The following is a 23,724-nucleotide window of genomic DNA, read 5'->3' as shown; positions in this document are numbered from 1 at the left end:
ACGGTTTAGCGCATGACAATTCCGCGTTGCGCCATGTAGGCCTTGGCCTCCTGCACGGTGTATTCACCGAAGTGAAAAATACTCGCCGCCAGTACCGCGCTGGCGTGGCCTTCGAGGATGCCATCGGCCAGATGCTGCAGGTTGCCGACGCCACCGGAAGCGATCACCGGGATGCCCAGTGCATCGCTGATCGCCCGAGTCACACCGAGGTCGAAGCCGTTTTTCATGCCGTCCTGATCCATGCTGGTCAACAGGATCTCGCCGGCCCCCAGGCCTTCCATTTTTTTCGCCCACTCGACTGCATCGAGACCGGTCGGCTTGCGCCCGCCGTGGGTGAAGATTTCCCAGCGCGGGGTTTCACCCGGGCCGGAGACCTTCTTCGCGTCGATGGCGACGACGATGCACTGCGAGCCGAAATGCTGCGCGGCTTCGCCGACGAACTCCGGATTGAACACCGCTGCGGTGTTGATCGAAACCTTGTCCGCACCGGCATTGAGCAGGTTGCGAATGTCCTGCACGGTGCGCACGCCGCCGCCGACGGTCAGCGGGATGAACACCTGGCTGGCCATGCGCTCGACGGTATGCAGCGTGGTATCGCGGCCATCGACGCTGGCGGTGATGTCGAGGAAGGTAATCTCGTCGGCACCCTGCTCGTCATAGCGACGGGCGATTTCCACCGGGTCGCCGGCATCGCGGATGTTCTCGAACTTCACACCTTTGACGACCCGGCCGTTGTCCACGTCCAGGCAAGGGATGATGCGTTTGGCCAGCGCCATGGTCAGTCCTCAGCCTTGGTACGAATCGCAGAAAGCTTGCGCTTCAGCGACGTCGAGGGTGCCTTCGTAGATCGCCCGGCCAGTGATTGCACCGATGATGCCCGGCGCCTTGGCGTCGAGCAGCGACTTGATGTCACCCAGATTGTGGATACCGCCGGAAGCAATCACCGGGATCTTCGTCGCTGCCGCCAGCGCAGCGGTGAACGGTACGTTGCAGCCCTGCATCATGCCGTCTTTGGCGATGTCGGTATAAACGATCGAGGACACACCGTCGGCTTCAAACTGCTTGGCCAGATCGATGACTTGCACGGTGCTGATTTCAGCCCAGCCATCGGTAGCGACGAACCCGTCTTTGGCATCCAGACCGACGATGATTTTGCCCGGGAACGCGCGGCAGGCCTCAGCGACGAACGCCGGATCCTTCACCGCTTTGGTACCGATGATCACGTAGCTCACGCCCGCCTTGACGTAGTGCTCGATGGTTTCCAGCGAGCGGATACCGCCGCCGATCTGGATCGGCAGGGTCGGGTAGCGCTTGGCGATCGCGGTCACCACTTCGCCGTTGACCGGCTGGCCTTCGAACGCACCGTTCAGATCGACCAGATGCAGACGGCGGCAACCGCCCTCCACCCACTTGGCAGCCATGCTCACCGGGTCATCGGAGAACACTGTGGAATCTTCCATGCGGCCCTGGCGCAGACGTACGCAGGCACCGTCTTTAAGATCGATAGCGGGAATAATCAGCATCTGGCAAACCTTCAAATTTGAATGTTCAGCTTGGCTCGGAAATCAGTTTTTCTCGAGCGCCCACAGGTCGCTTTCGATGCTTTCAAACCGCTCTTTGAGGTGGGTCTGCACATCGAAAATCGCCCTGTTGTAATAGTGCGGAGCAATTTCGCGGGTAAACAGCTCAAGAATTTCCGCCGCTTCGAACGAACCCAGGTCGAGTTCGAACCGATCCTCCATGAACCGCTGAATCTTGCGGCTGGCCTCGTTCTCCTGCTCGGGAGTGAGGGTCAGGATCGGCGGTTTGGACTTCTTGGCGGCCATTTACCAGCGACCGTCCCACGCGGCGAAGTTCTGCAGCAATTGCAGGCCATGGGTATGGCTCTTCTCCGGGTGAAACTGCACGGCGAAACGCGAGCCTTCGGCCAGCGCTGCTGCGAAATCGACCCCGTAATGACCGCTGCCGACTACCTGCCGCGCATTGGCGGCAGCGATGTAGTAGCTGTGCACGAAGTAGAAACGCGCCTTGTCCGGAATGTCGTGCCACAGCGGGTGACTGACCTTCTGCTGCACTTCGTTCCAGCCCATGTGCGGGACTTTCAGGTGCTCGCCGTCTTCATGCAGGTCTTTGCCGAAGAACTTCACCGCGCCCGGGAACAGGCCGATGCAGTCGACGCCGTCGTTCTCTTCGCTGCTGTCGAGCAGGGCTTGCATGCCGACGCAGATGCCGAGAAACGGACGATCCTGGCTGACTTCACGCACCAGCGAGTCGAAACCGAGGCGACGGATCTCCGCCATGCAATCGCGAATCGCACCAACGCCGGGGAACACCACGCGGTCGGCTTCGCGGATCACGTCCGCGTCGCTGGTGATCAGCACCTTGCCGGCGCCGACGTGCTCGAGGGCCTTGGCCACCGAGTGCAGGTTGCCCATGCCGTAGTCGATAACTGCAACCGTCTGCATTACAGAACGCCTTTGGTCGATGGCATTTGCCCGGCCATGCGCTCGTCCAGCTCGACGGCCATGCGCAGGGCGCGGCCGAAAGCCTTGAACACGGTTTCGATCTGGTGGTGGGTGTTGGTGCCACGCAGGTTGTCGATGTGCAGGCTGACCAGCGCGTGATTGACGAAGCCCTGGAAGAATTCCTGGAACAGGTCGACGTCGAAGCCGCCCACGGTGGCGCGGGTGTACGGCACGTGCATCTGCAGGCCTGGACGGCCGGAGAAGTCGATCACCACACGCGACAGCGCTTCATCGAGCGGCACGTAGGCATGGCCGTAGCGACGGATGCCTTTCTTGTCGCCGATGGCTTTGGCGAAGGCCTGGCCGAGGGTGATACCGACGTCTTCCACGGTATGGTGGTCGTCGATATGCAGATCGCCCTTGCATTCAATATCCAGGTCGATCAACCCGTGACGGGCGATCTGATCCAGCATGTGCTCAAGAAAAGGAACACCGATATCGAATCGGGCCTTTCCGGTGCCATCAAGGTTGATCGAGGCTTTGATCTGGGTTTCCAGAGTGTCGCGCTCGACAGACGCCTTACGTTCGGCCATCACCAGCTCCGCAAAATCATTGGGCGAAAAAGGCAGCCATTATAGGCACGCGGGGCCGAAACAGAAACACGAGACGTGATATGCCTGACGGACAGACTCCCGTGTTGTCGGGGATAGACATGTCCATACAAGCCATTTGAAGCAGCACAAAACAAATGTGGGAGCGGGCTTGCTCGCGAAGAGGGAGTGTCAGTCAACATCAATGCTGAATGACCTACCGCCTTCGCGAGCAAGCCCGCTCCCACAGGGGTACTGCGTTTTACCCATTACTTAGTGAAACAGTACCGCCGTCTTCTGCAGGGTCACCCACACACCCCACGCCAACGGAATACCCACCACCAGCCATGCAGCCACAGCCAGCGGCTTGCTGCCCGGTGCGGCTTTCCACTCCAGCACGGTGCTCGCATCAGCCCCTTTGTCGTGGCCCAGCGCCTGTTCGGCAGCCAGTTCGGCGTCGGTCATGAAGTACTTGTCGGCCACCGGACGGACCAGCAGGTTGCACAGGAAACCCAGCACCAGCAGGCCCGCGAGGATGTACAGGGTGATGTCGTAAGCGGCAGCGCGTTCAACGCCGATGCTCAGCTGATACTCGCGCAGGTAGTTCACCAGCACCGGACCGAGCACACCGGCCGCAGCCCAGGCAGTCAGCAGGCGACCGTGGATCGCGCCAACCATTTGCGTGCCGAACAGGTCGGCCAGATACGCCGGAACGGTCGCAAAACCACCGCCGTACATCGACAGGATGATGCAGAACGCCGCGACGAACAGCGCAACGTTGCCCAGATGGCCCATGTTCGGGACCAGCGCGTACAGGGCAAAACCGAGGGCGAAGAACACGAAGTAAGTGTTTTTGCGACCCAGGTAGTCCGAGAACGAAGCCCAGAAGAAGCGGCCACCGATGTTGAACAGGCTCAGCAGGCCGGTGAAGCCGGCAGCGATCGCGGCAATCGAAGCCAGTTGCCCGGCATCCAGTTGACCGAACGGCACGTCAACGCCCAGCAACTTGCCGCCGAACACTTCCTGCAGCAGTGGCGAAGCCATGCCGAGGATGCCGATACCGGCCGATACGTTCAGGCACAGCACCAGCCACACCAGACGGAACTGCGGGGTTTTCCACGCCACATTCACGTGCACGTGACGGTGGGTGATCATCGCGTTCGAAGCTTTTTTCGCTGGAGCGGTCCAGCCTTCAGGCTTCCAGCCGGTTGGCGGCACGCGGTAGGCCAGGGCGCCACCGATCATGAACACGAAGTAGATCGCCGCCATGGCCACGAAGCTCTGCCAGACACCGACACCGGCAGGCGAAGCGAAGTGGCTCATCAGTGCCGTCGCCAACGGTGCACCGACCATCGCGCCGCCACCAAAGCCCATGATCGCCATGCCGGTCGCCATGCCGCGCTTGTCCGGGAACCACTTGATCAGGGTCGATACCGGCGAGATATAGCCCAGGCCCAGACCGATACCGCCGATCACGCCGGAGCCGATCCACATCAGCCAGATCTGGTGGGTATATATCCCCAGTGCCGAGATCAGCAGACCGCCGCACCAGCACAGTGCCGACACCACACCAGCCTTGCGTGGCCCGGCGTGTTCCAGCCAGCCACCCCAGATCGCTGCCGAGCAGCCGAGGAAGATGAAGAACAGGGTGTAGATCCAGCCGAGCATGGAGATCGGCCAGTCGCATTGCGAAGAGAAGACCTGAGCGATGAAGCTCATGTCCGGCGCGCAAGCCACTGGCGCGGTGACGCCCAGTGCCTTGGACAGCGGCAACCAGAACACCGAGAAACCGTAGGCCATGCCGATGCACAGGTGGATGGCCAGCGCGGCCGGTGGAACCAGCCAGCGGTTGAAACCGGGCTTGGCGATGATGCGTTCCTTGGACAGGAACGCAGGCTGGTCGGCGCGAAGGCCGTCCGCCGTGATACTCGTGCTCATTGTGTATCCCCCAATTATTAGTATGGTTCGCCAGCCACTGTTCACCCTCGGCCTTTATGCACGCAGGCATGACCGTTTTTTCAGGTGAAGCTCCTTGAAGGCGCGACGTTAAGTCGCAGAAGGACGGACGAACCGGCGAAGGTTACCATTTGCACGTGACAGAAAAACCAAACTGATATCACCTTTTTCGTGTCATCTGATCTCGCCCCCTCAGGAAAAAGCCATGCCGATCGTTGTCCAAGCGCTGAACGATGCCAGTTATCAGGATCAACAGGATTTGCAGAAGATCTATCGTGACGCTCCGCAGTGGCTGTTCGCGCCGTATTCCGGGGACGCCCAGTTGATCGAAAGCAGCCTGGCGGACGGGTCTTTGATTACAGGACGTTTCAACGACCGACTGCTCGGTGCGGCGCGCCTGACAAGGCACGACGGGATTTGGTACTTGTCGCATTTGTGTGTACGAAAAGTCACCCGGCGCCGTGGGGTGGCTGAGCGATTGGTGAACCAAGCGCAGAAAATGGCGTCGCAAGCGGGTGCCCAACTGCGCCTGCTGGCACCGGCCGGACACCTTGAAACGCAGGCGCTGGCCGCCAAACTGCAAGTGCCGCTGGAAGTCATCGCGACATGACAGCGCCCCGAACCGGGCGGATGCAGCGCTATACTCCCCGGCTAAATTACGAATTCGACTAACTACAAGGACTCGCCCATGAAAGCGTTCGGCAAAATCCTGGGTCTGGTACTTCTCGGGCTGTTGCTGATCATTGTGGCGGCGGGCTTCGCCCTGACCCACCTGTTTGATCCCAACGACTACAAAGACGAGATCCGCCAGATAGCCCGCGACAAGGCCCACATCGAGCTGACGCTCAATGGCGATATCGGCTGGAGCCTGTTCCCGTGGCTCGGCCTGGAACTGCATGAAGCCAGCATCGCCACCCTGATCAACCCGACCGAACCGTATGCCGACCTGCAGATGCTCGGCCTGTCCGTGCGCGTGCTGCCACTGTTGCGCCGTGAAGTGCAGATGAGCGATGTGCGTGTCGAAGGCCTGAACCTGCGCCTCAAACGCGACAAGAACGGCCATGGCAACTGGGAAGATATCGGCAAATTGCCGACAGCCGTCGCGCCCGCCGGCAGCCCGGCGCCTGCCAGCGCGCCTGCTGCCGAAGCCCCTGCCCAGCCGGAAAAACCGCCACAGCCGATCCGCCTCGACATCGACAGCCTGACGGTCAACAACGCCCGCGTTGAATACAACGACGAGCAGACCGGCAAGCAGTACAGCGCCGAAAGCATTCAGTTGAGCACCGGTGCAGTACACGACTCGACCAACATTCCGCTGAAAGCCACGGCGTTCCTCAGCACCAATCAGCCTGTGCTGCGGGTGCGCACCGAGCTCAACGGCGAGCTGCGCATCGAGCGCGCCCTGCAACGCTACAAGTTCGAAGACATGAAACTGTCCGGCGAACTGACCGGCGACCCACTGCAGGGCAAGGCCATGACCTTCTCCGCCCAAGGGCAGATCTCCCTGGACAAGGCGGCGAATGTCGCCGAATGGACCGGGATCAAGATCTCCGCCAACCAGTTGCGTGCCCTCGGCGAGCTGAAGGCCAACGACCTCGACAAGACCCCGCAGATCACTGGCGGGATCTCGATCGCCCAGTTCGATCTGGCGAAATTCGTCGACAGCATCGGTCAGACGTTGCCCGCCATGGCGCCCGGCAGCCTGAGCAAAGTCGAACTGGTCAGCCGCGTGGCCGCCACGCCAACCAGCGTGGCTTTCGACAACGTCAACCTGAAACTCGACGACAGCAGCTTCAGCGGGCGCATTGCCGTAGAAGACTTCGCCAAGCAGTCGCTGCGCGCGATCCTCAAGGTCGACACCTTTGATGTCGACCGCTACCTGCCGCCGAAATCGGACAAGACCAAAAACGCCACGCAAGTGCGTCAGGCCGAAGTCGCCAGCACCGAAGCCGATGCCATGGCCGGCGCCGGCAGCACACCGCTGCCGGACAAACCGAGCAAAAGCGCCTGGAGCACCGAGCGTCTGCTGCCGGTCGAGCGTCTGGCCAAACTCGACGTCGATGCCGACCTGACCTTCGGCCAACTGACCCTCGACAAACTGCCGATCCAGAACGCTGCACTCAAGGCCACAGGCCAGAGCGGCCTGCTGACCCTGCAAAACCTGCGCGGCGAGCTATACGGCGGCGACTTCGAAGCCAAAGGCACACTCGACGTACGCCCGAGCGCCCCCGTGCTCAATCTGCAGACCAAAATCAACCGCGTGCCGGCCGAGAAAATTCTCGAAAGCCAGGGCAAGAATCCGCCGGTCAAGGGCCTGATCACGCTGACCAGCAACCTCACCGGCAGCGGCAACAGTCAGCAGGCGCTGATCGAAACCCTTAACGGCAACGCCAGTTTCGTGATCAACAACGGCGTGCTGCTCAACGCCAATCTTGAACAGCAACTGTGCAAAGGCATCGCCACCCTCAATCGCAAAACCCTCAGCGGCGAGCCACGAGGCAAGGACACACCGTTCCAGGAACTCAAGGGCAACCTGACCTTGCGCAACGGCGTGGCGAGCAACCCGGACCTGAAAGTGCGCATCCCGGGCATGACCGTCAACGGCAACGGCGACATCGACCTGAAAGTGCTGGGCATGGATTACCGCGTCGGCATCATCGTCGAGGGCGACACCAGCGCCATGCCGGATCCGGCCTGTCAGGTCGGCGAGAAATTCGTCGGTATCGAGTGGCCGCTGCGCTGCCGTGGCCCGCTGGAGCTGGGCGCCAAGGCCTGCCGTGTGGATAACGAACGTCTCGGCCAGGTCGCGACCAAAATCGCCGGTGACAAACTCAGCGAAAAGATCGATGAAAAACTCGGCGACAAGGTCAGCCCGGAATTGAAAAACGCATTGAAGGGGCTGTTCAAGCGATGAGAGCGGAGCAGTTTTCCACGGCGGTGCTGGAATGGTTCGACCGCCACGGCCGCCACGATTTGCCTTGGCAGCAAGACATCAACCCGTATCGGGTGTGGGTGTCGGAGATCATGTTGCAGCAGACCCAGGTCAGCACCGTGCTCAATTACTTCGACCGCTTCATGGCCGCGCTGCCAACAGTGCAAGCGCTGGCCGAAGCGCCGGAGGACGAAGTGCTGCACTTGTGGACCGGGCTGGGTTACTACACCCGCGCGCGCAATCTGCAGAAGACCGCGAAGATCGTCGTCAGCCAGTATGGCGGCGAATTTCCGCGTGACGTCGAAAAGCTGACGGATCTGCCGGGGATCGGCCTGTCCACCGCCGGGGCTATCGCCAGCATCAGCATGGGCCTGCGCGCGCCGATCCTCGATGGCAACGTCAAACGCGTTCTGGCGCGTTTTACCGCGCAGGAGGGTTACCCTGGTGAGCCGAAGGTCGCCAAACAGCTGTGGGCCAACGCAGAGCGTTTCACGCCGCACGATCGGGTCAACGCCTACACCCAGGCGATGATGGATCTTGGCGCCACGCTGTGTACGCGCAGCAAACCGAGCTGCCTGCTGTGTCCGCTGGAAAAGGGCTGCGAGGCGCACATGCTTGGCCTGGAGACGCGCTACCCGATTCCCAAACCACGCAAGGCCATCCCGCAGAAACGCACGCTGATGCCGCTGCTGGCCAACGGCGAAGGCGCGATTCTGCTTTATCGTCGCCCGTCGACAGGCCTGTGGGGCGGTTTATGGAGCCTGCCGGAACTCGATGACCTCGACGACCTGCAGCATCTGGCCGACCAGCACTCGCTGACCATGGGCGAGCAGCAGGCGCTGCCAAGCCTCGTCCACACCTTCAGCCATTTCCAGCTGTCCATCGAACCCTGGCTGGTTCAGGTGCAGGAGGCCGGTCAGCACGTGGCCGAGGCCGACTGGCTCTGGTATAACCTCGCCACCCCGCCGCGCCTGGGCCTTGCCGCCCCGGTCAAAACCTTGCTCGAACGCGCGGCCGCCGTATTGAACGCAGGAGAGTCGTCATGACCCGCACCATCATGTGCCGCAAGTACAAAGAAGAACTGCCCGCGCTGGAACGCGCTCCTTTCCCGGGCGCCAAAGGTCAGGATATTTTTGACCACGTCTCGGCCAAGGCCTGGGCTGACTGGCAGAAACACCAGACCCTGCTGATCAACGAAAAGCGTCTGAACATGATGAACGCCGAAGACCGCAAATATCTTCAGGGCGAAATGGACAAGTACTTCTCCGGCGAGGATTACGCCAAGGCCGAAGGCTACGTTCCGCCTGCAGAGTAAACCCGCAAAATCGGGGGGCGGATCGTAAGCGACGGAATTAATTTAAGAAATTTTAAAAAAGTCGTTGACGTAAATCCGAAAAACCCTTTTAATGCGCCCCGTTGCCCAGATAGCTCAGTCGGTAGAGCAGGGGATTGAAAATCCCCGTGTCGGCGGTTCGATTCCGTCTCTGGGCACCAAATACCGAAAACCCTGAATCGCAAGATTCAGGGTTTTTTTATGCCTGCGATTTGATCAAGCACGCCGCCCGCCTCTGCGAAGCACCGAACCGTCCCTGCGCTCCATATCAAAAATCTCCCCTTTCCTGAATTCTTTCAAAACTGCCAGAACCCTCCGTAGGCCCTAGCGGAAATGGACGACATACGCTCGCCCATGGATTGGGCAGAATTGGACTCAGAGCTGCCGCGTATCCCGAAGCAGATGCATAACAGGGATGTAACAGATGATTAGCAAGATCAGAGCCCAATCCACTGATTCATGCATTGGGCAAGAATCCAGAACCTTCACCTTCAATTGCCGGCAATCGGCATTGCTTCATCAACTCTCTATGGAAATCGCAGCCATCGGTGGACCGCAGGCTCCTGGTGCCAATTTCCTGACCTCTGCCGCGGCCAATGAATTGAAGCCTTCCTTTTCGCAACACCAATGTGCATTGCTCGAGGCGTATTCCGACAGCCTGTTCTCGGTGTTGATATTCGAAGGCCTCAAGACTATCAACACTTCCAACCCTCCAGATGAACTCCCTGATCTAGCCACTCTGGAAACTCGTCCAGATGTTCTTTGTCTGGCTTCACGCAATCAGATTTTGTTGAAGCTGGTGGACAATAACGCGTTCGCTTACGACCTAGACAACGATGGGAAATTGGTACGGCTGGTGGCCAACTTCAAGGGAGGCGGCCTCACAAAGATCAAGGCGGAGCCAGAATCCAGAGAATTGAGTTCACACTCAGGCCTGGCGCTTGGCCCGCACACTGAAGCACCTTACTGGTGTGCCGTAGATGCAAAGGACGGGCATTCACCCTCCCCGTCTTCGCTAATACTTTCTGCGCTGTGGAACCCCACCCTTGAACCTACACGGGTCATCCCGCTCCCACCTGTCCTCGAAAGAATTGGCATCATCAACTGTCTGGCGCTGACCACTAAAAACTTCCAGTTCACTCGCAGCGACTCCTTTGTCAGTGGCAAAGGTGCAAACGGTCGTGACGTGTCGATTCTGGCTTTCGACGACAAAGTCGGGTTCTCGGCCCGATTCAACTCTTATCGCTTCTCGGTGAACAGTAATGTGTCGAAGTTTGTGAAAACGGCTTACTCCGCTCTTTGCCAAAGCGTAGAGGAATCGACTCCGGCGGAGTACGCGCTGACTCAGGAATCAGCCATGGTCATCAATAACACCCGGGCACTGCACTGTCGCGATGTGATTAAAGACAACAGAAGAGTGCTGGTGCGTATTTTCGGACTCTCAAAATTCTCCACCCCGATTGTCATTTCAGAAGATCCATTACTAGTGCGGGGCTGATCTCCGCACTTCGGGTACGGAGCTTCTCGCAAGCAGAAAATTGATTGGTAACCATTAAAGAGGTAATGCAATGTCTTGGGACATCATCGGCATGCTGGCGCTCGTCGCATTTTGTGCCGGTTTTTTTGATGCGATTGCCGGTGGTGGAGGACTGATCACCTTGCCTGCATTGTTTCTGGCCGGTGTAGATCCGATCAGCGCGATTGCAACCAACAAGTTTCAGGCAGCATCAGCAACCATTTCGGCGACAGTGACTTTTGCTCGCAAAGGGTTGATCGAATGGCGTGAAGGACGCTTCCTGGTTGTCTGCGGATTTATTGGTGGAGCCAGCGGCGCCTTGCTGGTCAGTTCAATCGATAAACGATATCTGGAAGCTTGCGTGCCTGTAATGCTGATTCTGGTGGCGATCTATTTTGCGCTATCGCCGAAACTGGCCAATGAAGATCGGCGCAAGAGAATCGGAATTCTGCTTTTCTCTTTTACTGTCGCGCCGATCCTCGGTTTTTACGACGGAATATTCGGTCCCGGGGTGGGATCGTTCTTTATCGTTGGGTTTGTACTGCTCTGCGGCCTGGGCATGATGCGGGCCATGAGTTTTACCAAACTTGCCAACGCCTCGTGCAATCTCGGCTCGCTTTCTGTCTTCATCACCAAGGGCGTGATTATCTGGCCAGCAGCTTTAGCGATGGCGCTGGCTGCCTTCATCGGCGCACAGTTGGGCGCTCGTGCCGCTGTTCGGGTCGGGCCGAAGTTGGTCAAACCGATGTTGATCGTGGTTTGCTGCGCCTTGGCCATCAAACTTCTGAGCGTAGAGAACAATCCATTGCGCATTGCCATAGCTCAGACATTCGCTTCACTCTAAACGCTGCTTATCGATGCATTTATTCCTGATGAAAGACCCGCGCTCCTCCATGGGATCGCGGGTTTTATCGTTTCAGTCGATCAATAAGCTATCGACCAACTCAACGTGTACGTCCGCCCACCCCCGGTAATCGTAGAGATGTGCCGGGCCATGAGTCGGCAAGCAGAACAGTGTCGCGCGCTGCCCCCACACTGTGCTGCATTCCTTGTCGAGCAAGTTCTGAATCTCTGCGCTGAAGGTGCCGATGTCGGTGTCGCGGCTGCCGAGCAGGTCGCTGGTGATAGTAAGGGAACGGATAGAAGTTGGTGTCTTCGTTGCGGTAAGGCGCTTGCAGGTAGAAGTCCTGACCGAGTACATCGCTGTGGTGATAGTTGGCGTTGAGCAGCACGCGCTTGGTACGCGGGTCGAGATCGGTGGGATAACCACGCCCAGTTCGGCGTCTTCCAGGTTCGAAGCGAGCCTTCAACGTCGACGGGTTTCGAACAAAGACGATCCGCGCTACTTTGGCTGCACCTTATGGAAGAGGGTCATCCGTTCGATGAACCAGAAAAGAACCCGCGTGCCCCTGCCCCATCCGCCACCCTATCGCCAGAGTCGGGCTGCATTCTGGCTGACGGTGCTGGTCGGCGTACTGATCGCCTTCCTCATCGGCGCGTCGATTTATCTGATCGTCCACAGCTTGATCAGCGGCTCCATCACCACATGGAACCGCTCCGGTCCACGCCACACCTACACCCTTGCACTGCAACCGCGAATGTTCTGGTTCGAGATCGTGTCGCAGTGCGTTGGTACCCTGTTCCTGATAGCCGTCGGCTGGATTGGATTGTGGATTCACCGAATGGCGCAAGAACCCACTGACAAGCAGAAGGGCAAGCGTACGCGGGGGTAAATGACGGTTGGCCCTCAGAGGGTGTTGACGTAGTCGACCGGCAACAAAACCGTGTCGAGCGCAGCGTCTACCGGCAGCGATACCACGGTAATCACCGGGCAAACGATCATCATGTAGCAGATGACCGCGGCGGGCATGCCGTCTCCCCCTCTCACGCCAAGTAAGTGCAAGTTGCCATCGACGCCTTTGTAGTACGGTTCTGCAGAATCACCGTTCAGGCGCCCCATCATCGTTCCACAACCAGCCAACAGCAAAACCAGGCTCACCGCTGAGCCAATACGCAAAATCCCTTTCAAACCAGCACTTCCTTGCATCACAGAAACATAAGGCGCGGGATTGTACCCGCGCCTCGACTTTCAATTGAACCCAACACTATCCAGCGTCATTCCAGTGGAACACCAGATTGCGGGCAGCGCCGCTGCCAACGTCTGTCTCATCGCGCCGTGTTTCGCCATTGCGGGTGGCGACCACCGTGTACTTACCGGGTGGTAGTTGCACGTAAACCAGCGGACCCGTTTGGGTGAGGGTCAGTACGGTTTGCCCTGGTGACTTTTGAATCATCACATCGACATCAGCGGTGTACTGGTCTTGCGCCCCCACCGCGAACGTCATGTGCAGGTTGTAACCGGTGGATTGTTGAATGGCTTTTGCCTCATCAACGCCAATCCCGCCGGACAAGTAGTTGATGCCGTTTTGCTGCTGTTGTTGAGCCTGTACGCCTGCGCTGTCGACGGGCTCAAGGCCGGCCGCCTGCAGCATCGCCGGAAAAGCCAATACAGCGACCGCAGCGACTGGCAGCATGAATGAAAGAATGCGCTTCATAATCTCTACTCCCGGACTCTTTTAGAGCCCAACCGTGACTCCTTATTTGATCCGGCCAGGGAAGCACGCGTTTTAGATTGATTGGAACTTGGCCTGTGTACGAAATGGACTACAGACCATCACTCACTGAAACACCTTTTGCCGGCAACGTCCTGCAATACCCATCCCCTCTTCCTGCCGCCTATACAGGGCTCGCCCGACATCGCCGAGCGGCGAATCCCGGCATGCTTTTGCGTCTGTTTCCACTGATGCGGAAGACTCGATGAGCCAGGTAAAACCTACCGATGCGCAAGACCCGAAAATCGATTCATTGCTGGGGGAGTTGGGCGAACTGATTCGCCAGGCGCGGCAAAAAGTGCTGCGTGCGGTTGATACGATTCAAGTCCAGACCTGTTGGCAGATCGGCCGGCATATTGTCGAGTTTGAACAGCAAGGGGCGCAGCGGGCGGGGTATGGCAAGCAGTTGCTGGCCTTGTTGGCGAAGGATCTGACGGCGCAGTTCGGGAAGGGGTTTGATGAAACCAATCTTCGCAAGATGCGCCTGTTTTATCAGCTGTTCCCAATTCGAGACGCACTGCGTCTCGAATTGAGCTGGACTCACTATCGCAGGCTGCTGCGGGTCGAAAGCGCAAAAGCGCGTCAATGGTACGTGGAAGAAACCGCGAACCTGAACTGGTCCAGCCGCGCCCTTGATCGCCAGATCAATACGCTCTACTACGAACGACTCCTCATGAGTCGAGACAAGGCCGATGTGATTGAGGAAGCCTCCACCAACATTGAGGCGATGAAAGACAATCCGCGCGAGTTCATTCGCGACCCAGTCTTGCTAGAGTTTCTCGGGCTGCCTGCGCCCTGCAAGATCAGAGAGGATGCTCTTGAACAGGCTCTCATCGAACACCTGCAGAGCTTTCTTCTTGAGCTGGGCAAGGGCTTTTCCTTCGTCGCTCGCCAACAACGCCTCAGTACTCATGATGTAGATCTGTACATCGATCTGGTGTTCTACAACTATTTGCTCAAATGCTTCGTGATCATTGAGCTCAAAAGCGGAAGGCTCAGCGCCGGCGATGTCGGACAGATGGACATGTATGTACGCATGTACGACGAACTCAAGCGCAGCGAGGGCGACAAGCCGACAGTCGGGATCATTCTGTGTGCAGAGAGCAATGATTCGGTCGCGCGTTACTCGATGCTCAAGGGCAATGAGCAACTGTTCGCCAGCAGTTACAAGACGATACTGCCGAGTGAGGAAGAATTACGCGCAGAACTCAATCGCGAACAGGCCTTGATCGAAGAACGCCTGCTCATTTAATCGACTGAATAAACCTTCTGGATTGTTGCCGGGCAGCGCCGAGACTATCGTTGGCAGCTTACCCGCAAAGGTGGAAAGCCATGACCTGTCAGGACACGCCCGCGATGCAGGATATGCAGTCAAGGTTGCCAATTTTGACCGCGGCGCAAGGTGAACCCTTCACGGAAGCCGCTCAGGATGGCTTTGCCCTTGGCGGCTTCACCTGGCGCCATGCCCTGCCCGACATCCAGCGACCGGTAGTCATCATCAACGCCGCCACCTCGGTACGCTGCCGACACTATTCACGCTTCGCCGATCACCTGTTCACCAAAGGCTTCGACGTGATCACCTACGACTATCGAGGCATCGGCGAATCACGCCCGGCAACCCTGAAAGGCCTTGAGGCTTCATGGACCGACTGGGGCGCGCTGGATTTCGAGGCGATGCTCAAACGCGCGCAACGGGAATGCCCCGGCCAGCCAATCGATGTGGTCGGCCACAGCTTCGGCGGTTGCGCGGCCGGACTCGGCGAGTCCGGGCAGGTCATTCGTCGGCTGGTGACGGTCGGCGCGCAGTTCGCTTACTGGCGCGACTATGCGCCGGCACAGCGCTGGCGCATGTTTGGTAAATGGCATTTGCTGATGCCGCTGCTGACGCGGTTCTGTGGCTATTTCCCGGGCAAGCGCCTCGGCTGGCTGGAGGACACGCCCGCCGGCGTCGTACGCGATTGGAGCACGCCTGCCGCGCGCTACGAGCAGCGTCCGAGCGGTCGCCGACTGCTGAAGGCAAGCGGTCGCCTGCCCTTCGCCAACGTCCGCGCACACACCCTGGCGATCAGCATCAGCGACGACCCCTACGGCACCATTCCAGCCATCGAACGCCTGCTCGACTACTTCAGCCATGCGCACAAAACCCACCTGCGCATCGAGCCGCAGGACATCGGCGAACAACAAGTCGGACATTTCGCCTTTTTTCGCAGCGCATACCAAGCCACACTATGGCCCATCGCTCTGACCTGGCTGCAAACCGGCGAGCTGGCCCCCGACACACCCGGGCGGCCAGTGCCACGCAGCTGAGCCCTTTCAACGCACGACGGAACACACCATGGCCTCCGCCAACAAGCAGCAAAAACGCGCCGCCCGGGCCAAGACCAAGGCCAAGCAAAACCGCAGCAAACGCGCCGAGACGCCGGTCGAACTGGACCCGAACGATGACCGTATCGACTTCGAGTCGGTGGACCTGACCGAGCTGTTCAAGAAAATGATCGACGCCGAGAAGATCAGCCAGCAAGCCATGTGCACCGCGTTCCTCGAAGACCCGCTGCTAGGACTGGTCTACGAGCAGGAAGGCGAAGAAGGCGCGATGGATTTCATCCTCGCCGCGCTGATCGAGTATCGCCAGTGGTCCCAGGAAACCGACGAAGCCGGCGCCCTGGCGTGGATCGAATCCCCGGCCTTCCAGGCCGACTATGTGGCGGCGTCCGACGCGATCGCCGCACAAACCCAACAGAAGAACTGAGTTCCCATGGCATCCCTGAACAAGCAACAGAAACGCGCCAAACGCGCCAAGGCCAAAGCCAAGCACATCCGCATGGTCGGCCGTAAGCCGCTGGACCAGGACGACAATCTCGGGCATCTGGACGAGCCGATCCCGGAATACACCCTCGCAATGTTCAGCAAAATGCGCGACGCCGAAGCCGTCAGCCGCAACGAAATGCTGCTGACCCTGCTGCGCGAACTGGCGTTCATCATCGTTGACCATCCAGAACTGCTGGACATGGAAAACGCCGAGAACGAAGGCATGGCCGCCACTCACCTGGCCGCCGACATGCTGATCGACTACCGCATGTGGGCCGATGGCATGGATATCGAAACCGCCCAGGCCTGGCTGACCGAGCCACAGTTCATCACCGATTTCGGGATTGCGCTGGATACTTACGGCAAGTCGCTGGATGCTCAGGAAGAAAAGAGCGAATAAACCCCGCTCACAAACAAAAACGGCCGCTCGTCATCACTGACAGCGGCCGTTTTTTGTTTGGATGACTCAGAAACCCTCTGCCCGATGACAATGTATATCCCGTTGACATATCCCAAACACAGCCTATCCTGAGCCCATCACTGGATCAGACCCGGGAGGTCAAATATGGAACAGACCACAATTTTCATGAGCAATCGAAGTCAGGCAGTTCGGCTACCAAAGGCAGTTGCGATGCCCGGCGACGTTAAACGAGTGGAAGTCATTGCGATTGGCAGAACACGCGTCATTACGCCTGCTGGAGAAAGCTGGGATAGTTGGTTTGATGGCGACAGCGTCAGCCCTGATTTCATGGCTGACCGTGAGCAACCCGCTGATCAGGAGCGCGAGTCGTTCTGATGATCAAATACATGCTGGATACAAATATCTGCATCTTCACCATCAAGAACAAACCACAGATTGTCCGGGAAGCTTTCAATCGACATTCCGGACAGTTGTGCATCAGCGCTATCACGCTCATGGAGCTAATTTACGGTGCTGAAAAGTCAGCGGCCCCGGAAAAGAATCTAGCGATCATAGAAGGTTTCGTTGCGCGATTGGAAGTCTTGCCTTTCGACAATGACGCAGCAGCACAGACCGGGATGATTCGATCTGAACTTGCGAAAGCGGGAACACCGATTGGGCCGTACGACCAAATGATCGCGGGCCACGCGCGGTCACTTGGACTTATCGTGGTTACGAACAATGTGCGTGAATTTGAACGTGTTTCCGGATTGCGTTTTGAGGATTGGGTTCATCCCGATTGAGCAACGCTCACAAACAAAAACGGCCGCTCGTCATCACTGACAGCGGCCGTTTTGCATTACGCGTTGCGGATCAGTTCAACACCACCGCACCACGGTTTTCCAGCTTGCGACGACGCGCCACCAGCAGGCCGGCGACGACTACCATGAGGCTCAGCAGGCCGGTCGCGAGGATTTCCACGCGGTGGGCTTCCTGGAACAGCATGATGGTCAGGGCCGCGACGATGAAGATGATCACCGCGTAGGTCAGGCCCGGGAACAGCCACATGCTGAAGACGATTTTCTCGCCGCGGGCCATGCGTTGTTTACGCATGCGCAGTTGCGAGAACGCGATCACCAGGTACACCAGCAGCGCGATGGCGCCGGAACTGGCCAGCAGGAATTCGAACACCGCGGCCGGGGCCACGTAGTTGGCGAAGGTGCAGAGGAACGCCGCGCCGGTCGACAACATCACTGCCCAGTATGGCGTGCCGCTTTTGTTGACCCGAGTTGACATGGCCGGTGCGTCACCGCGCTTGCCGAGGGAGAACAGCATGCGCGACGAGGTGTACAGCGCCGAGTTCAGGCAGCTGGTTACCGCGACCAGCACCACGATGTCGACGATCATTTTCGCGTTCGGGATGCCCATGCGCTCAAGCACGGTCTGGTAGGAACCGAGGTTGGCCAGGGTCGGATCGTTCCACGGCACCAGGGCCACAACGATGAAGATCGACACGAGGTAGAACAGGCCGATCCGCCAGATCACCGAGTTGGTGGCCTTGGAGATCTGTTTGCCCGGGTTCTTCGATTCCGCGGCCGCGATGGTCACGATTTCAGTACCCATGAACGAGAACATGGTGGTCAGGATTGCACCCAGCACCGCGCCCATGCCGTTTGGCAGGAAGCCGCCGGAGTCGAACAGGTGCGAAACACCGCTGACCTGGCTGTTCGGCAGGAAGCCGAAGATCGCCGCAAGGCCAAGGATGATGAAGCCGATGATCGCCAGCACTTTGATCAGGGCGAACCAGAATTCGAACTCACCGTAGTTCTTCACACTGAACAGGTTGGTGACCGTCAGCAGCAGGGTGATGATCAGTGCGAACGCCCAGATGCCGACACTCGGGAACCAGGCATGGAGGATGGTCGCGGCGGCGTTGGCCTCCAGCGGAATCACCAATACCCAGAACCACCAGTACAACCAGCCGATGGTGAAACCGGCCCAGTGCCCGATGGCACGGTCGGCGTAAGTCGAGAACGAGCCGGTGTCGGGCGAAGCGACAGCCATCTCACCGAGCATGCGCATCACCAGCACCACCAAGGTACCGGCGGCGGCGTAAGCCAGCAGCACAGCAGGGCCGGCGGCAGCGATAGCGTGGCCGGAGCCAACGAACAGACCGGCGCCGATAACACCGGCGATCGACAACATGGTCACATGACGCGGTTTGAGCCCCTGTTCGAGGCCATTGGAGCTTGGGGTACTGCTCATCGGAACTACCTTTGCGAGGAAAGCGATTGCGTACGTCCCGTCTGGTTTTCCTTCTCGTAAAAAGAAACCAACGGGGCGTTCCAGATTCTGCACGCAATAAGTGCGCCAAAATGTTTCAAACTCTTCTGGCCCGCGGCTTTTAACGCGACCGGACAGTCATCGCAAGTCCTTAAATTTAATGGCAATTCGCCAGAACGTTACCCTGCGACTCACTTTTCAAACGAACGAGCGCACCAGAAACACACTGAAAAAGTGTGGGATGCACAATAAAAGGGCGATTCAGGAACGTTCGGCCGGATAGCGCTTCCAACACCCCGCCAAAGCTGGCAACATCGCGCCTTTTTTTACGCAACACCCACGGGGCTGCACGTTTAAACACCCGTTCGGTTGTTGATGGGGCGACAGTCTGCTGTGCCGATGCGACAACCTGCCACACGCCATCCGCTTACCGCTCGTAGCGCTGTTGGCTGCCATTGAAACGCTATGCTAGCTTGGCCGCCTCGCCAGGAAGGCCCGCCAACAGCAGGAGCGCAACATATATGAGGAACGCACATGGCTGAGGCCACGCCCGCGCTTGAAATCCGCAACTTGCACAAACGCTACGGACAGCTTGAGGTGCTCAAAGGCATCTCGCTGACCGCCCGCGACGGCGATGTGATCTCGATCCTCGGTTCCTCCGGTTCCGGCAAGTCCACGTTCCTGCGTTGCATCAACCTGCTGGAAAACCCGCACCAGGGCCAGATTCTGGTGGCCGGTGAAGAACTCAAGCTCAAGCCCGCCAAGAATGGCGAACTGGTTGCCGCTGATGGCAAACAGATCAACCGCCTGCGTTCCGAGATTGGTTTTGTATTTCAAAACTTTAATCTGTGGCCGCACATGAGCGTGCTCGACAACATCATCGAAGCCCCGCGCCGCGTGCTCGGCCAGAGCAAGGCCGAAGCCATCGAAGTCGCCGAAGCGCTGCTGGCCAAGGTCGGCATCGCCGACAAGCGCCACGCCTACCCGGCGCAACTGTCCGGTGGTCAGCAACAACGCGCCGCGATCGCCCGCACGCTGGCGATGCAGCCGAAGGTGATTCTGTTCGACGAGCCCACCTCCGCCCTTGACCCGGAAATGGTTCAGGAAGTACTTAGTGTCATCCGCGCACTGGCCGAAGAAGGCCGCACCATGCTGTTGGTGACCCACGAAATGGGCTTTGCCCGTCAGGTCTCCAGCGAAGTGGTGTTCCTCCACCAGGGGTTGGTGGAAGAGCAAGGATCGCCTCAGCAGGTGTTCGACAACCCGCTTTCGGCGCGCTGCAAACAATTCATGTCCAGCAACCGCTAACGGAGCAACATGCATGCAGAATTTTAAAAAGGTCTTCCTGGCCGCCGCCGTCACACTCGCGTTCAGCGCCGGTGCCATGGCCGAGACCCTGAAGATGGGCATCGAAGCGGCTTACCCGCCGTTCAACAACAAAGACGCCAGCGGCAACGTGGTCGGCTTCGACAAAGACATCGGCGACGCCCTGTGCGCCAAGATGAAAGTCGAATGCACCGTGGTCACCTCCGACTGGGACGGCATCATCCCTGCGTTGAACGCGAAGAAGTTCGATTTCCTGATCTCCTCGCTGTCGATCACCGAAGAGCGCAAGGGCGCGGTGGACTTCACTGACCCGTACTACTCGAACAAGCTGCAGTTCATCGCGCAGAAAGATAAAGAGTTCAAAACCGACAAGGATTCACTCAAAGGCAAGATCATCGGCACGCAGCGCGCCACCCTCGCCGGCACCTGGCTCGAGGACACTTACGGTAGCGATATCGAAGTAAAACTCTACGATACCCAGGAAAACGCCTACCTGGACCTGACCTCCGGTCGTGTCGACGCGATCCTCGCCGACAAGTACGCCAACTACGACTGGCTGAAAACCGACGCCGGCAAGAACTACGAGTTCAAGGGCGACCCGGTCGTGGAAAGCGACAAGATCGGCATCGCCGTGCGTAAAGGCGATCCGCTGCGTGAGAAGCTGAACGCCGCGCTGAAGGAAATCGTCGCTGACGGTACCTACAAGAAGATCAACGACAAGTACTTCCCGTTCAGCATCTATTGATCTGACCTGCGGGACCGGCGCCGTGATCCGACGGCGCCGGCTCCCGGCCTTGCCTGCCGCGATTTGAAAAGAAATCCATGATTATCGACCTCTACGGATTCGGCCCGGCCCTCGCCGCCGGTGCGCTGATGACCGTCAAACTGGCGCTGACGGCCCTGTGCCTGGGACTGGTGCTCGGTCTGCTCGGCGCCTTGGCCAAGACTTCCCCGTACAAGCCGCTGCAATGGCTTGGCGGTACTTATTCGACTTTGGTACGCGGTGTCCCGGAATTGCTCTGGGTGCTGTTGATCTACTTCGGTACGGTCAACCTGATGCGCAGCCTCGGTGAGTTCTTCGGCAACCCCGACCTGCAACTCAGCGCATTCGCCGCTGGCGTGATTGCGCTGGGCCTGTGCTTCGGCGCCTACGCCACGGAAGTGTTCCGCGGCGCGATCCTCGCCATTCCCAAGGGCCACCGTGAGGCCGGCGTGGCGCTGGGCCTGTCGAAATGGCGGATCTTCACCAAGCTGATCATGCCGCAGATGTGGCGCATCGCCCTGCCCGGCCTGGGCAATCTGTTTATGATCCTGATGAAAGACACCGCGCTGGTGTCGGTGATCGGCCTGGAAGAAATCATGCGTCACGCGCAGATCGGCGTGACCGTGTCGAAACAGCCGTTCACCTTCTATCTGGTGGCCGCGGTCATGTATCTGGGCCTGACAGTGCTGGCGATGAGCGGCATGCACTTCCTGGAAAAACGCGCCGCTCGCGGCTTTGCGAGGAGCGCTTCATGAACTGGGAAGTGATCATCAAGTGGCTGCCGAAACTGGCGCAGGGCGCGACCCTGACCCTGGAACTGGTGGCGATTGCCGTGATTGCCGGCCTGTTGCTGGCCATTCCGCTGGGCATCGCCCGCTCCTCGAAGCTGTGGTACGTGCGCGCTTTGCCCTACGCCTACATCTTCTTTTTCCGTGGCACGCCGCTGCTGGTGCAACTGTTCCTCGTCTATTACGGCCTGGCGCAGTTCGATGCGGTGCGTAGCAGCGCACTGTGGCCGTACCTGCGCGATCCGTTCTGGTGTACCACCGCGACCATGACCCTGCACACCGCGGCGTACATCGCCGAGATCCTCCGCGGCGCGATCCAGGCGATTCCACCGGGCGAAATCGAAGCGGCGCGGGCCCTGGGCATGTCCAAGCCCAAGGCAATGTTCTACATCATGCTGCCGCGTGCGGCGCGCATCGGCCTGCCGGCCTACAGCAACGAAGTGATCCTGATGCTCAAGGCCAGTGCTCTGGCGAGCACCGTGACCCTGCTGGAACTGACCGGCATGGCCCGCACGATCATTGCCCGCACCTACCTGCCGGTGGAAATCTTCTTCGCCGCCGGCGTGTTCTATCTGCTGATGTCCTACGTGCTGGTGCGCGGCTTCAAGCTGCTGGAGCGCTGGCTGCGCGTCGATGCCTGCCAAGGGCGTTGAAACTTCCCACGTGCTGACGGGCGAGGACCTACTCGCCCGTTTCACTGCGCTGGATGCTTTTTTAATTGAGCATCAGGCGCTGTGGAAACCTCGTCCGTTCACTCATCTTTCGCTTCCATGGGAAACCGCCTACCCCGAATTGGCTTTGTGGCTACGCGGACGATCGCTGGAAGATGCAGAGCTTGTGCATAACCACCCTGCCGATCTCATCGATGCGCCGGAGCCGTTCGCTGCATTGGCGGCGTTGTCGGCTGAGCTGAGCGCAGTCGGAGAGTTGCCGGGACATGCGCTGGAAGCGGCAGGCCATCGATTGAATGTCGATGTGCCGGGGCGCAAGTGGCAGCAAATTGAAGCGTTCGCCAGCCGCTTGTCTTTCGCCTCTGCGCCAACACACTGGCTGGACTGGTGTTCCGGCAAGGGGCATTTGGGCCGACGCCTGCTGGGCGCCGGGCAACGGTTGACCTGTGTTGAATACGATCCGGCGCTGGTCGCCAGCGGTCAGGCATTAAGTCAGCGCCATCATTTGCACGCCCTGCATGTCGAGCAGGATGTGCTGGCAGCAGACGCCACAACTGTTTTGAGCGCTCAACACACCCCGGTCGCCCTGCACGCCTGCGGCGACCTGCATGTGCGCCTGATGCAATTGGCGAGCGCTGCCGGATGTCAGCAGATGGCCATCGCCCCGTGCTGCTACAACCGGATCAATCGCAACGAGTACCAGGCCTTGTCCTGCGCCGGCATGCGATCCGCCCTACAACTCTCGCTCGAAGATCTGGCACTGCCCATGAGCGAAACCGTCACCGCCGGCGCACGCGTCCGACGTCAGCGCGACACCTCCATGGCCCGGCGCCTGGCCTTCGACCTGCTGCAACGGCAAGTGCGCGGATTAGACGAATACCTGCCAACCCCGTCCCTGCCCAGCGTCTGGCTGGACAAACCGTTCGCCGATTACTGCCGCGACCTGGCAGCGCTGAAAGAGTTATCCACAATCGGCACGCCAGACTGGCAGGCACTGGAAGCCGCCGGTTGGCAGCGGTTGGCCGAAGTTCGCAACCTGGAACTACTGCGCGGACTGTTCCGACGACCGTTGGAGCTTTGGTTGAACCTGGATCGAGCCATTTTCCTTAGTGAACAGGGGTATGTCGTACGCCTCGGCACCTTTTGCGACACCCCACTGACACCGCGTAATTTCCTGCTGCTGGCCGAACGCGCTTAAAATCTTTACAGCCTGTGGATAACTCTGTTGATGGTTTTCCAGTGGATCCAATATTCACGGCCGTTAGACCGCTTAAACAGCAC

27 protein-coding genes, 1 tRNA gene and 1 pseudogene are annotated in these 23,724 nt (G+C 59.1%); 19 read left to right on the top strand and 10 right to left on the bottom strand.

The window, feature by feature from the left end:
• Positions 1–5: 5 nt before the first annotated feature.
• From hisF to M0814_RS13665, 6 genes are all read right to left on the bottom strand, one after another.
• On the bottom strand, positions 6–776 hold the full coding sequence (gene hisF / locus M0814_RS13690) for an imidazole glycerol phosphate synthase subunit HisF (protein ID WP_003220755.1): 771 nt from the start codon (positions 774–776) through the stop codon (positions 6–8).
• Between the two features lie 9 nt (positions 777–785).
• A complete protein-coding gene (gene hisA, locus M0814_RS13685; protein WP_003220753.1) occupies positions 786–1,523 on the bottom strand; it encodes a 1-(5-phosphoribosyl)-5-[(5-phosphoribosylamino)methylideneamino]imidazole-4-carboxamide isomerase in 738 nt (245 codons plus the stop codon).
• A 42-nt stretch (positions 1,524–1,565) separates the two neighbouring features.
• Positions 1,566–1,826: a DUF2164 domain-containing protein gene (locus tag M0814_RS13680; RefSeq protein WP_103485273.1), complete on the bottom strand. Its 261-nt coding sequence runs from the start codon at positions 1,824–1,826 to the stop codon at positions 1,566–1,568.
• On the bottom strand, positions 1,827–2,465 hold the full coding sequence (hisH, locus tag M0814_RS13675; protein WP_003220749.1) for an imidazole glycerol phosphate synthase subunit HisH: 639 nt from the start codon (positions 2,463–2,465) through the stop codon (positions 1,827–1,829). It lies immediately after the preceding gene.
• A complete protein-coding gene (gene hisB, locus M0814_RS13670) occupies positions 2,465–3,058 on the bottom strand; it encodes an imidazoleglycerol-phosphate dehydratase HisB (protein WP_007909204.1) in 594 nt (197 codons plus the stop codon). The genes hisH and hisB overlap by 1 nt, the downstream gene beginning before the upstream one ends.
• 270 nt (positions 3,059–3,328) lie before the next feature.
• A complete protein-coding gene (locus M0814_RS13665) occupies positions 3,329–4,993 on the bottom strand; it encodes an OFA family MFS transporter (RefSeq protein ID WP_103485274.1) in 1,665 nt (554 codons plus the stop codon).
• Positions 4,994–5,216: 223 nt separating this feature from the next.
• Between M0814_RS13665 and M0814_RS13660 the strand changes: the two genes are divergently transcribed.
• The 7 genes from M0814_RS13660 to M0814_RS13630 all read left to right on the top strand — a co-directional run bounded on the left by M0814_RS13660 (position 5,217) and on the right by M0814_RS13630 (position 11,636).
• The gene (locus tag M0814_RS13660; protein WP_003220743.1) at positions 5,217–5,621 is read left to right on the top strand and encodes an acetyl-CoA sensor PanZ family protein; all 405 of its coding nucleotides are present in this window, start codon (positions 5,217–5,219) and stop codon (positions 5,619–5,621) included.
• Between the two features lie 78 nt (positions 5,622–5,699).
• On the top strand, positions 5,700–7,925 hold the full coding sequence (locus M0814_RS13655; protein WP_103485275.1) for an AsmA family protein: 2,226 nt from the start codon (positions 5,700–5,702) through the stop codon (positions 7,923–7,925).
• Positions 7,922–8,989, top strand: a complete 1,068-nt coding sequence (gene mutY / locus M0814_RS13650) for an A/G-specific adenine glycosylase (RefSeq protein WP_047600902.1) — start codon at positions 7,922–7,924, stop codon at positions 8,987–8,989. The genes M0814_RS13655 and mutY overlap by 4 nt, the downstream gene beginning before the upstream one ends.
• Positions 8,986–9,258 carry an oxidative damage protection protein gene (locus tag M0814_RS13645; RefSeq protein WP_003220737.1) on the top strand — a complete coding sequence of 91 codons (273 nt, stop codon included), beginning with the start codon at positions 8,986–8,988 and terminating at the stop codon, positions 9,256–9,258. The genes mutY and M0814_RS13645 overlap by 4 nt, the downstream gene beginning before the upstream one ends.
• Before the next feature lie 103 nt (positions 9,259–9,361).
• A tRNA-Phe gene (locus M0814_RS13640) sits at positions 9,362–9,437 on the top strand.
• A 263-nt stretch (positions 9,438–9,700) separates the two neighbouring features.
• Positions 9,701–10,774, top strand: coding sequence for a hypothetical protein (locus tag M0814_RS13635; RefSeq protein ID WP_103485276.1), 1,074 nt, complete (start codon positions 9,701–9,703; stop codon positions 10,772–10,774).
• 70 nt (positions 10,775–10,844) lie between these two features.
• Positions 10,845–11,636, top strand: coding sequence for a TSUP family transporter (locus M0814_RS13630; RefSeq protein ID WP_103485277.1), 792 nt, complete (start codon positions 10,845–10,847; stop codon positions 11,634–11,636).
• Positions 11,637–11,716: 80 nt separating this feature from the next.
• Here the strand turns inward: M0814_RS13630 and M0814_RS13625 are convergent.
• Positions 11,717–11,921: pseudogene (locus M0814_RS13625) on the bottom strand (hypothetical protein); the annotation flags it as partial.
• A gap of 43 nt (positions 11,922–11,964) precedes the next feature.
• Between M0814_RS13625 and M0814_RS13620 the strand changes: the two are divergent.
• A complete protein-coding gene (locus M0814_RS13620) occupies positions 11,965–12,525 on the top strand; it encodes a hypothetical protein (protein WP_247868491.1) in 561 nt (186 codons plus the stop codon).
• 14 nt (positions 12,526–12,539) lie between these two features.
• Here the strand turns inward: M0814_RS13620 and M0814_RS13615 are convergent, their stop codons facing one another.
• Positions 12,540–12,821 (bottom strand): YceK/YidQ family lipoprotein, encoded by a 282-nt coding sequence (locus tag M0814_RS13615; protein WP_045122255.1) that lies wholly within the window; start codon positions 12,819–12,821, stop codon positions 12,540–12,542.
• 76 nt (positions 12,822–12,897) lie between these two features.
• Positions 12,898–13,347, bottom strand: a complete 450-nt coding sequence (locus tag M0814_RS13610) for a hypothetical protein (protein WP_103485279.1) — start codon at positions 13,345–13,347, stop codon at positions 12,898–12,900.
• A 262-nt stretch (positions 13,348–13,609) separates the two neighbouring features.
• Here M0814_RS13610 and M0814_RS13605 point away from each other — a divergent pair, with 262 nt between their 5' ends.
• From M0814_RS13605 to vapC, 6 genes are all read left to right on the top strand, one after another.
• Positions 13,610–14,656: a PDDEXK nuclease domain-containing protein gene (locus tag M0814_RS13605; protein WP_103485280.1), complete on the top strand. Its 1,047-nt coding sequence runs from the start codon at positions 13,610–13,612 to the stop codon at positions 14,654–14,656.
• An 80-nt stretch (positions 14,657–14,736) separates the two neighbouring features.
• Positions 14,737–15,711: an alpha/beta fold hydrolase gene (locus tag M0814_RS13600; protein ID WP_103485281.1), complete on the top strand. Its 975-nt coding sequence runs from the start codon at positions 14,737–14,739 to the stop codon at positions 15,709–15,711.
• A gap of 28 nt (positions 15,712–15,739) precedes the next feature.
• On the top strand, positions 15,740–16,153 hold the full coding sequence (locus M0814_RS13595) for a hypothetical protein (protein WP_003220725.1): 414 nt from the start codon (positions 15,740–15,742) through the stop codon (positions 16,151–16,153).
• 6 nt (positions 16,154–16,159) lie between these two features.
• Complete coding sequence (locus tag M0814_RS13590; protein ID WP_103485282.1) at positions 16,160–16,612, top strand: hypothetical protein; 453 nt, start codon at positions 16,160–16,162, stop codon at positions 16,610–16,612.
• A gap of 165 nt (positions 16,613–16,777) precedes the next feature.
• The gene (gene vapB / locus M0814_RS13585) at positions 16,778–17,008 is read left to right on the top strand and encodes a type II toxin-antitoxin system VapB family antitoxin (protein ID WP_103485283.1); all 231 of its coding nucleotides are present in this window, start codon (positions 16,778–16,780) and stop codon (positions 17,006–17,008) included.
• Positions 17,008–17,415, top strand: coding sequence for a tRNA(fMet)-specific endonuclease VapC (gene vapC / locus M0814_RS13580; RefSeq protein ID WP_103485284.1), 408 nt, complete (start codon positions 17,008–17,010; stop codon positions 17,413–17,415). The genes vapB and vapC overlap by 1 nt, the downstream gene beginning before the upstream one ends.
• Before the next feature lie 70 nt (positions 17,416–17,485).
• Here vapC and gabP read toward each other — a convergent pair whose 3' ends face one another.
• Positions 17,486–18,877 carry a GABA permease gene (gene gabP, locus M0814_RS13575; RefSeq protein WP_003220722.1) on the bottom strand — a complete coding sequence of 464 codons (1,392 nt, stop codon included), beginning with the start codon at positions 18,875–18,877 and terminating at the stop codon, positions 17,486–17,488.
• Positions 18,878–19,429: 552 nt separating this feature from the next.
• On the opposite strand from gabP, the gene M0814_RS13570 reads away from it, so the two are divergent.
• The 5 genes from M0814_RS13570 to M0814_RS13550 all read left to right on the top strand — a co-directional run bounded on the left by M0814_RS13570 (position 19,430) and on the right by M0814_RS13550 (position 23,641).
• Positions 19,430–20,203, top strand: coding sequence for an ABC transporter ATP-binding protein (locus M0814_RS13570; protein ID WP_003220720.1), 774 nt, complete (start codon positions 19,430–19,432; stop codon positions 20,201–20,203).
• Positions 20,204–20,216: 13 nt separating this feature from the next.
• Positions 20,217–20,966, top strand: a complete 750-nt coding sequence (locus tag M0814_RS13565; protein WP_003220717.1) for an ABC transporter substrate-binding protein — start codon at positions 20,217–20,219, stop codon at positions 20,964–20,966.
• 77 nt (positions 20,967–21,043) lie between these two features.
• Entirely contained in the window at positions 21,044–21,739 is a 696-nt protein-coding gene (locus tag M0814_RS13560) for an ABC transporter permease (protein WP_003220715.1), read from the top strand.
• Positions 21,736–22,425, top strand: coding sequence for an ABC transporter permease (locus M0814_RS13555; protein ID WP_003220713.1), 690 nt, complete (start codon positions 21,736–21,738; stop codon positions 22,423–22,425). The genes M0814_RS13560 and M0814_RS13555 overlap by 4 nt, the downstream gene beginning before the upstream one ends.
• Entirely contained in the window at positions 22,406–23,641 is a 1,236-nt protein-coding gene (locus M0814_RS13550) for a methyltransferase (protein WP_103485285.1), read from the top strand. The genes M0814_RS13555 and M0814_RS13550 overlap by 20 nt, the downstream gene beginning before the upstream one ends.
• Positions 23,642–23,724 lie beyond the last annotated feature (83 nt).

It is taken from the genome of Pseudomonas sp. MWU12-2020, assembly GCF_023100605.1.
GTDB lineage: Bacteria > Pseudomonadota > Gammaproteobacteria > Pseudomonadales > Pseudomonadaceae > Aquipseudomonas > Aquipseudomonas fluorescens_H.
This window is presented reverse-complemented; position numbering and strand designations above follow the sequence as displayed.

Excerpts from the sequence above, each read along its gene's own strand:
- hisF (WP_003220755.1), bottom strand. The coding sequence starts at position 776 with ATGGCGCTGGCCAAACGCATCATCCCTTGCCTGGACGTGGACAACGGC.
- hisA (WP_003220753.1), bottom strand. The coding sequence starts at position 1,523 with ATGCTGATTATTCCCGCTATCGATCTTAAAGACGGTGCCTGCGTACGT.
- M0814_RS13680 (WP_103485273.1), bottom strand. The coding sequence starts at position 1,826 with ATGGCCGCCAAGAAGTCCAAACCGCCGATCCTGACCCTCACTCCCGAG.
- hisH (WP_003220749.1), bottom strand. The coding sequence starts at position 2,465 with ATGCAGACGGTTGCAGTTATCGACTACGGCATGGGCAACCTGCACTCG.
- hisB (WP_007909204.1), bottom strand. The coding sequence starts at position 3,058 with ATGGCCGAACGTAAGGCGTCTGTCGAGCGCGACACTCTGGAAACCCAG.
- M0814_RS13665 (WP_103485274.1), bottom strand. The coding sequence starts at position 4,993 with ATGAGCACGAGTATCACGGCGGACGGCCTTCGCGCCGACCAGCCTGCG.
- M0814_RS13660 (WP_003220743.1), top strand. The coding sequence starts at position 5,217 with ATGCCGATCGTTGTCCAAGCGCTGAACGATGCCAGTTATCAGGATCAA.
- M0814_RS13655 (WP_103485275.1), top strand. The coding sequence starts at position 5,700 with ATGAAAGCGTTCGGCAAAATCCTGGGTCTGGTACTTCTCGGGCTGTTG.
- mutY (WP_047600902.1), top strand. The coding sequence starts at position 7,922 with ATGAGAGCGGAGCAGTTTTCCACGGCGGTGCTGGAATGGTTCGACCGC.
- M0814_RS13645 (WP_003220737.1), top strand. The coding sequence starts at position 8,986 with ATGACCCGCACCATCATGTGCCGCAAGTACAAAGAAGAACTGCCCGCG.
- M0814_RS13635 (WP_103485276.1), top strand. The coding sequence starts at position 9,701 with ATGATTAGCAAGATCAGAGCCCAATCCACTGATTCATGCATTGGGCAA.
- M0814_RS13630 (WP_103485277.1), top strand. The coding sequence starts at position 10,845 with ATGTCTTGGGACATCATCGGCATGCTGGCGCTCGTCGCATTTTGTGCC.
- M0814_RS13610 (WP_103485279.1), bottom strand. The coding sequence starts at position 13,347 with ATGAAGCGCATTCTTTCATTCATGCTGCCAGTCGCTGCGGTCGCTGTA.
- M0814_RS13605 (WP_103485280.1), top strand. The coding sequence starts at position 13,610 with ATGAGCCAGGTAAAACCTACCGATGCGCAAGACCCGAAAATCGATTCA.
- M0814_RS13600 (WP_103485281.1), top strand. The coding sequence starts at position 14,737 with ATGACCTGTCAGGACACGCCCGCGATGCAGGATATGCAGTCAAGGTTG.
- M0814_RS13595 (WP_003220725.1), top strand. The coding sequence starts at position 15,740 with ATGGCCTCCGCCAACAAGCAGCAAAAACGCGCCGCCCGGGCCAAGACC.
- M0814_RS13590 (WP_103485282.1), top strand. The coding sequence starts at position 16,160 with ATGGCATCCCTGAACAAGCAACAGAAACGCGCCAAACGCGCCAAGGCC.
- vapB (WP_103485283.1), top strand. The coding sequence starts at position 16,778 with ATGGAACAGACCACAATTTTCATGAGCAATCGAAGTCAGGCAGTTCGG.
- vapC (WP_103485284.1), top strand. The coding sequence starts at position 17,008 with ATGATCAAATACATGCTGGATACAAATATCTGCATCTTCACCATCAAG.
- gabP (WP_003220722.1), bottom strand. The coding sequence starts at position 18,877 with ATGAGCAGTACCCCAAGCTCCAATGGCCTCGAACAGGGGCTCAAACCG.
- M0814_RS13570 (WP_003220720.1), top strand. The coding sequence starts at position 19,430 with ATGGCTGAGGCCACGCCCGCGCTTGAAATCCGCAACTTGCACAAACGC.
- M0814_RS13565 (WP_003220717.1), top strand. The coding sequence starts at position 20,217 with ATGCAGAATTTTAAAAAGGTCTTCCTGGCCGCCGCCGTCACACTCGCG.
- M0814_RS13560 (WP_003220715.1), top strand. The coding sequence starts at position 21,044 with ATGATTATCGACCTCTACGGATTCGGCCCGGCCCTCGCCGCCGGTGCG.
- M0814_RS13555 (WP_003220713.1), top strand. The coding sequence starts at position 21,736 with ATGAACTGGGAAGTGATCATCAAGTGGCTGCCGAAACTGGCGCAGGGC.
- M0814_RS13550 (WP_103485285.1), top strand. The coding sequence starts at position 22,406 with ATGCCTGCCAAGGGCGTTGAAACTTCCCACGTGCTGACGGGCGAGGAC.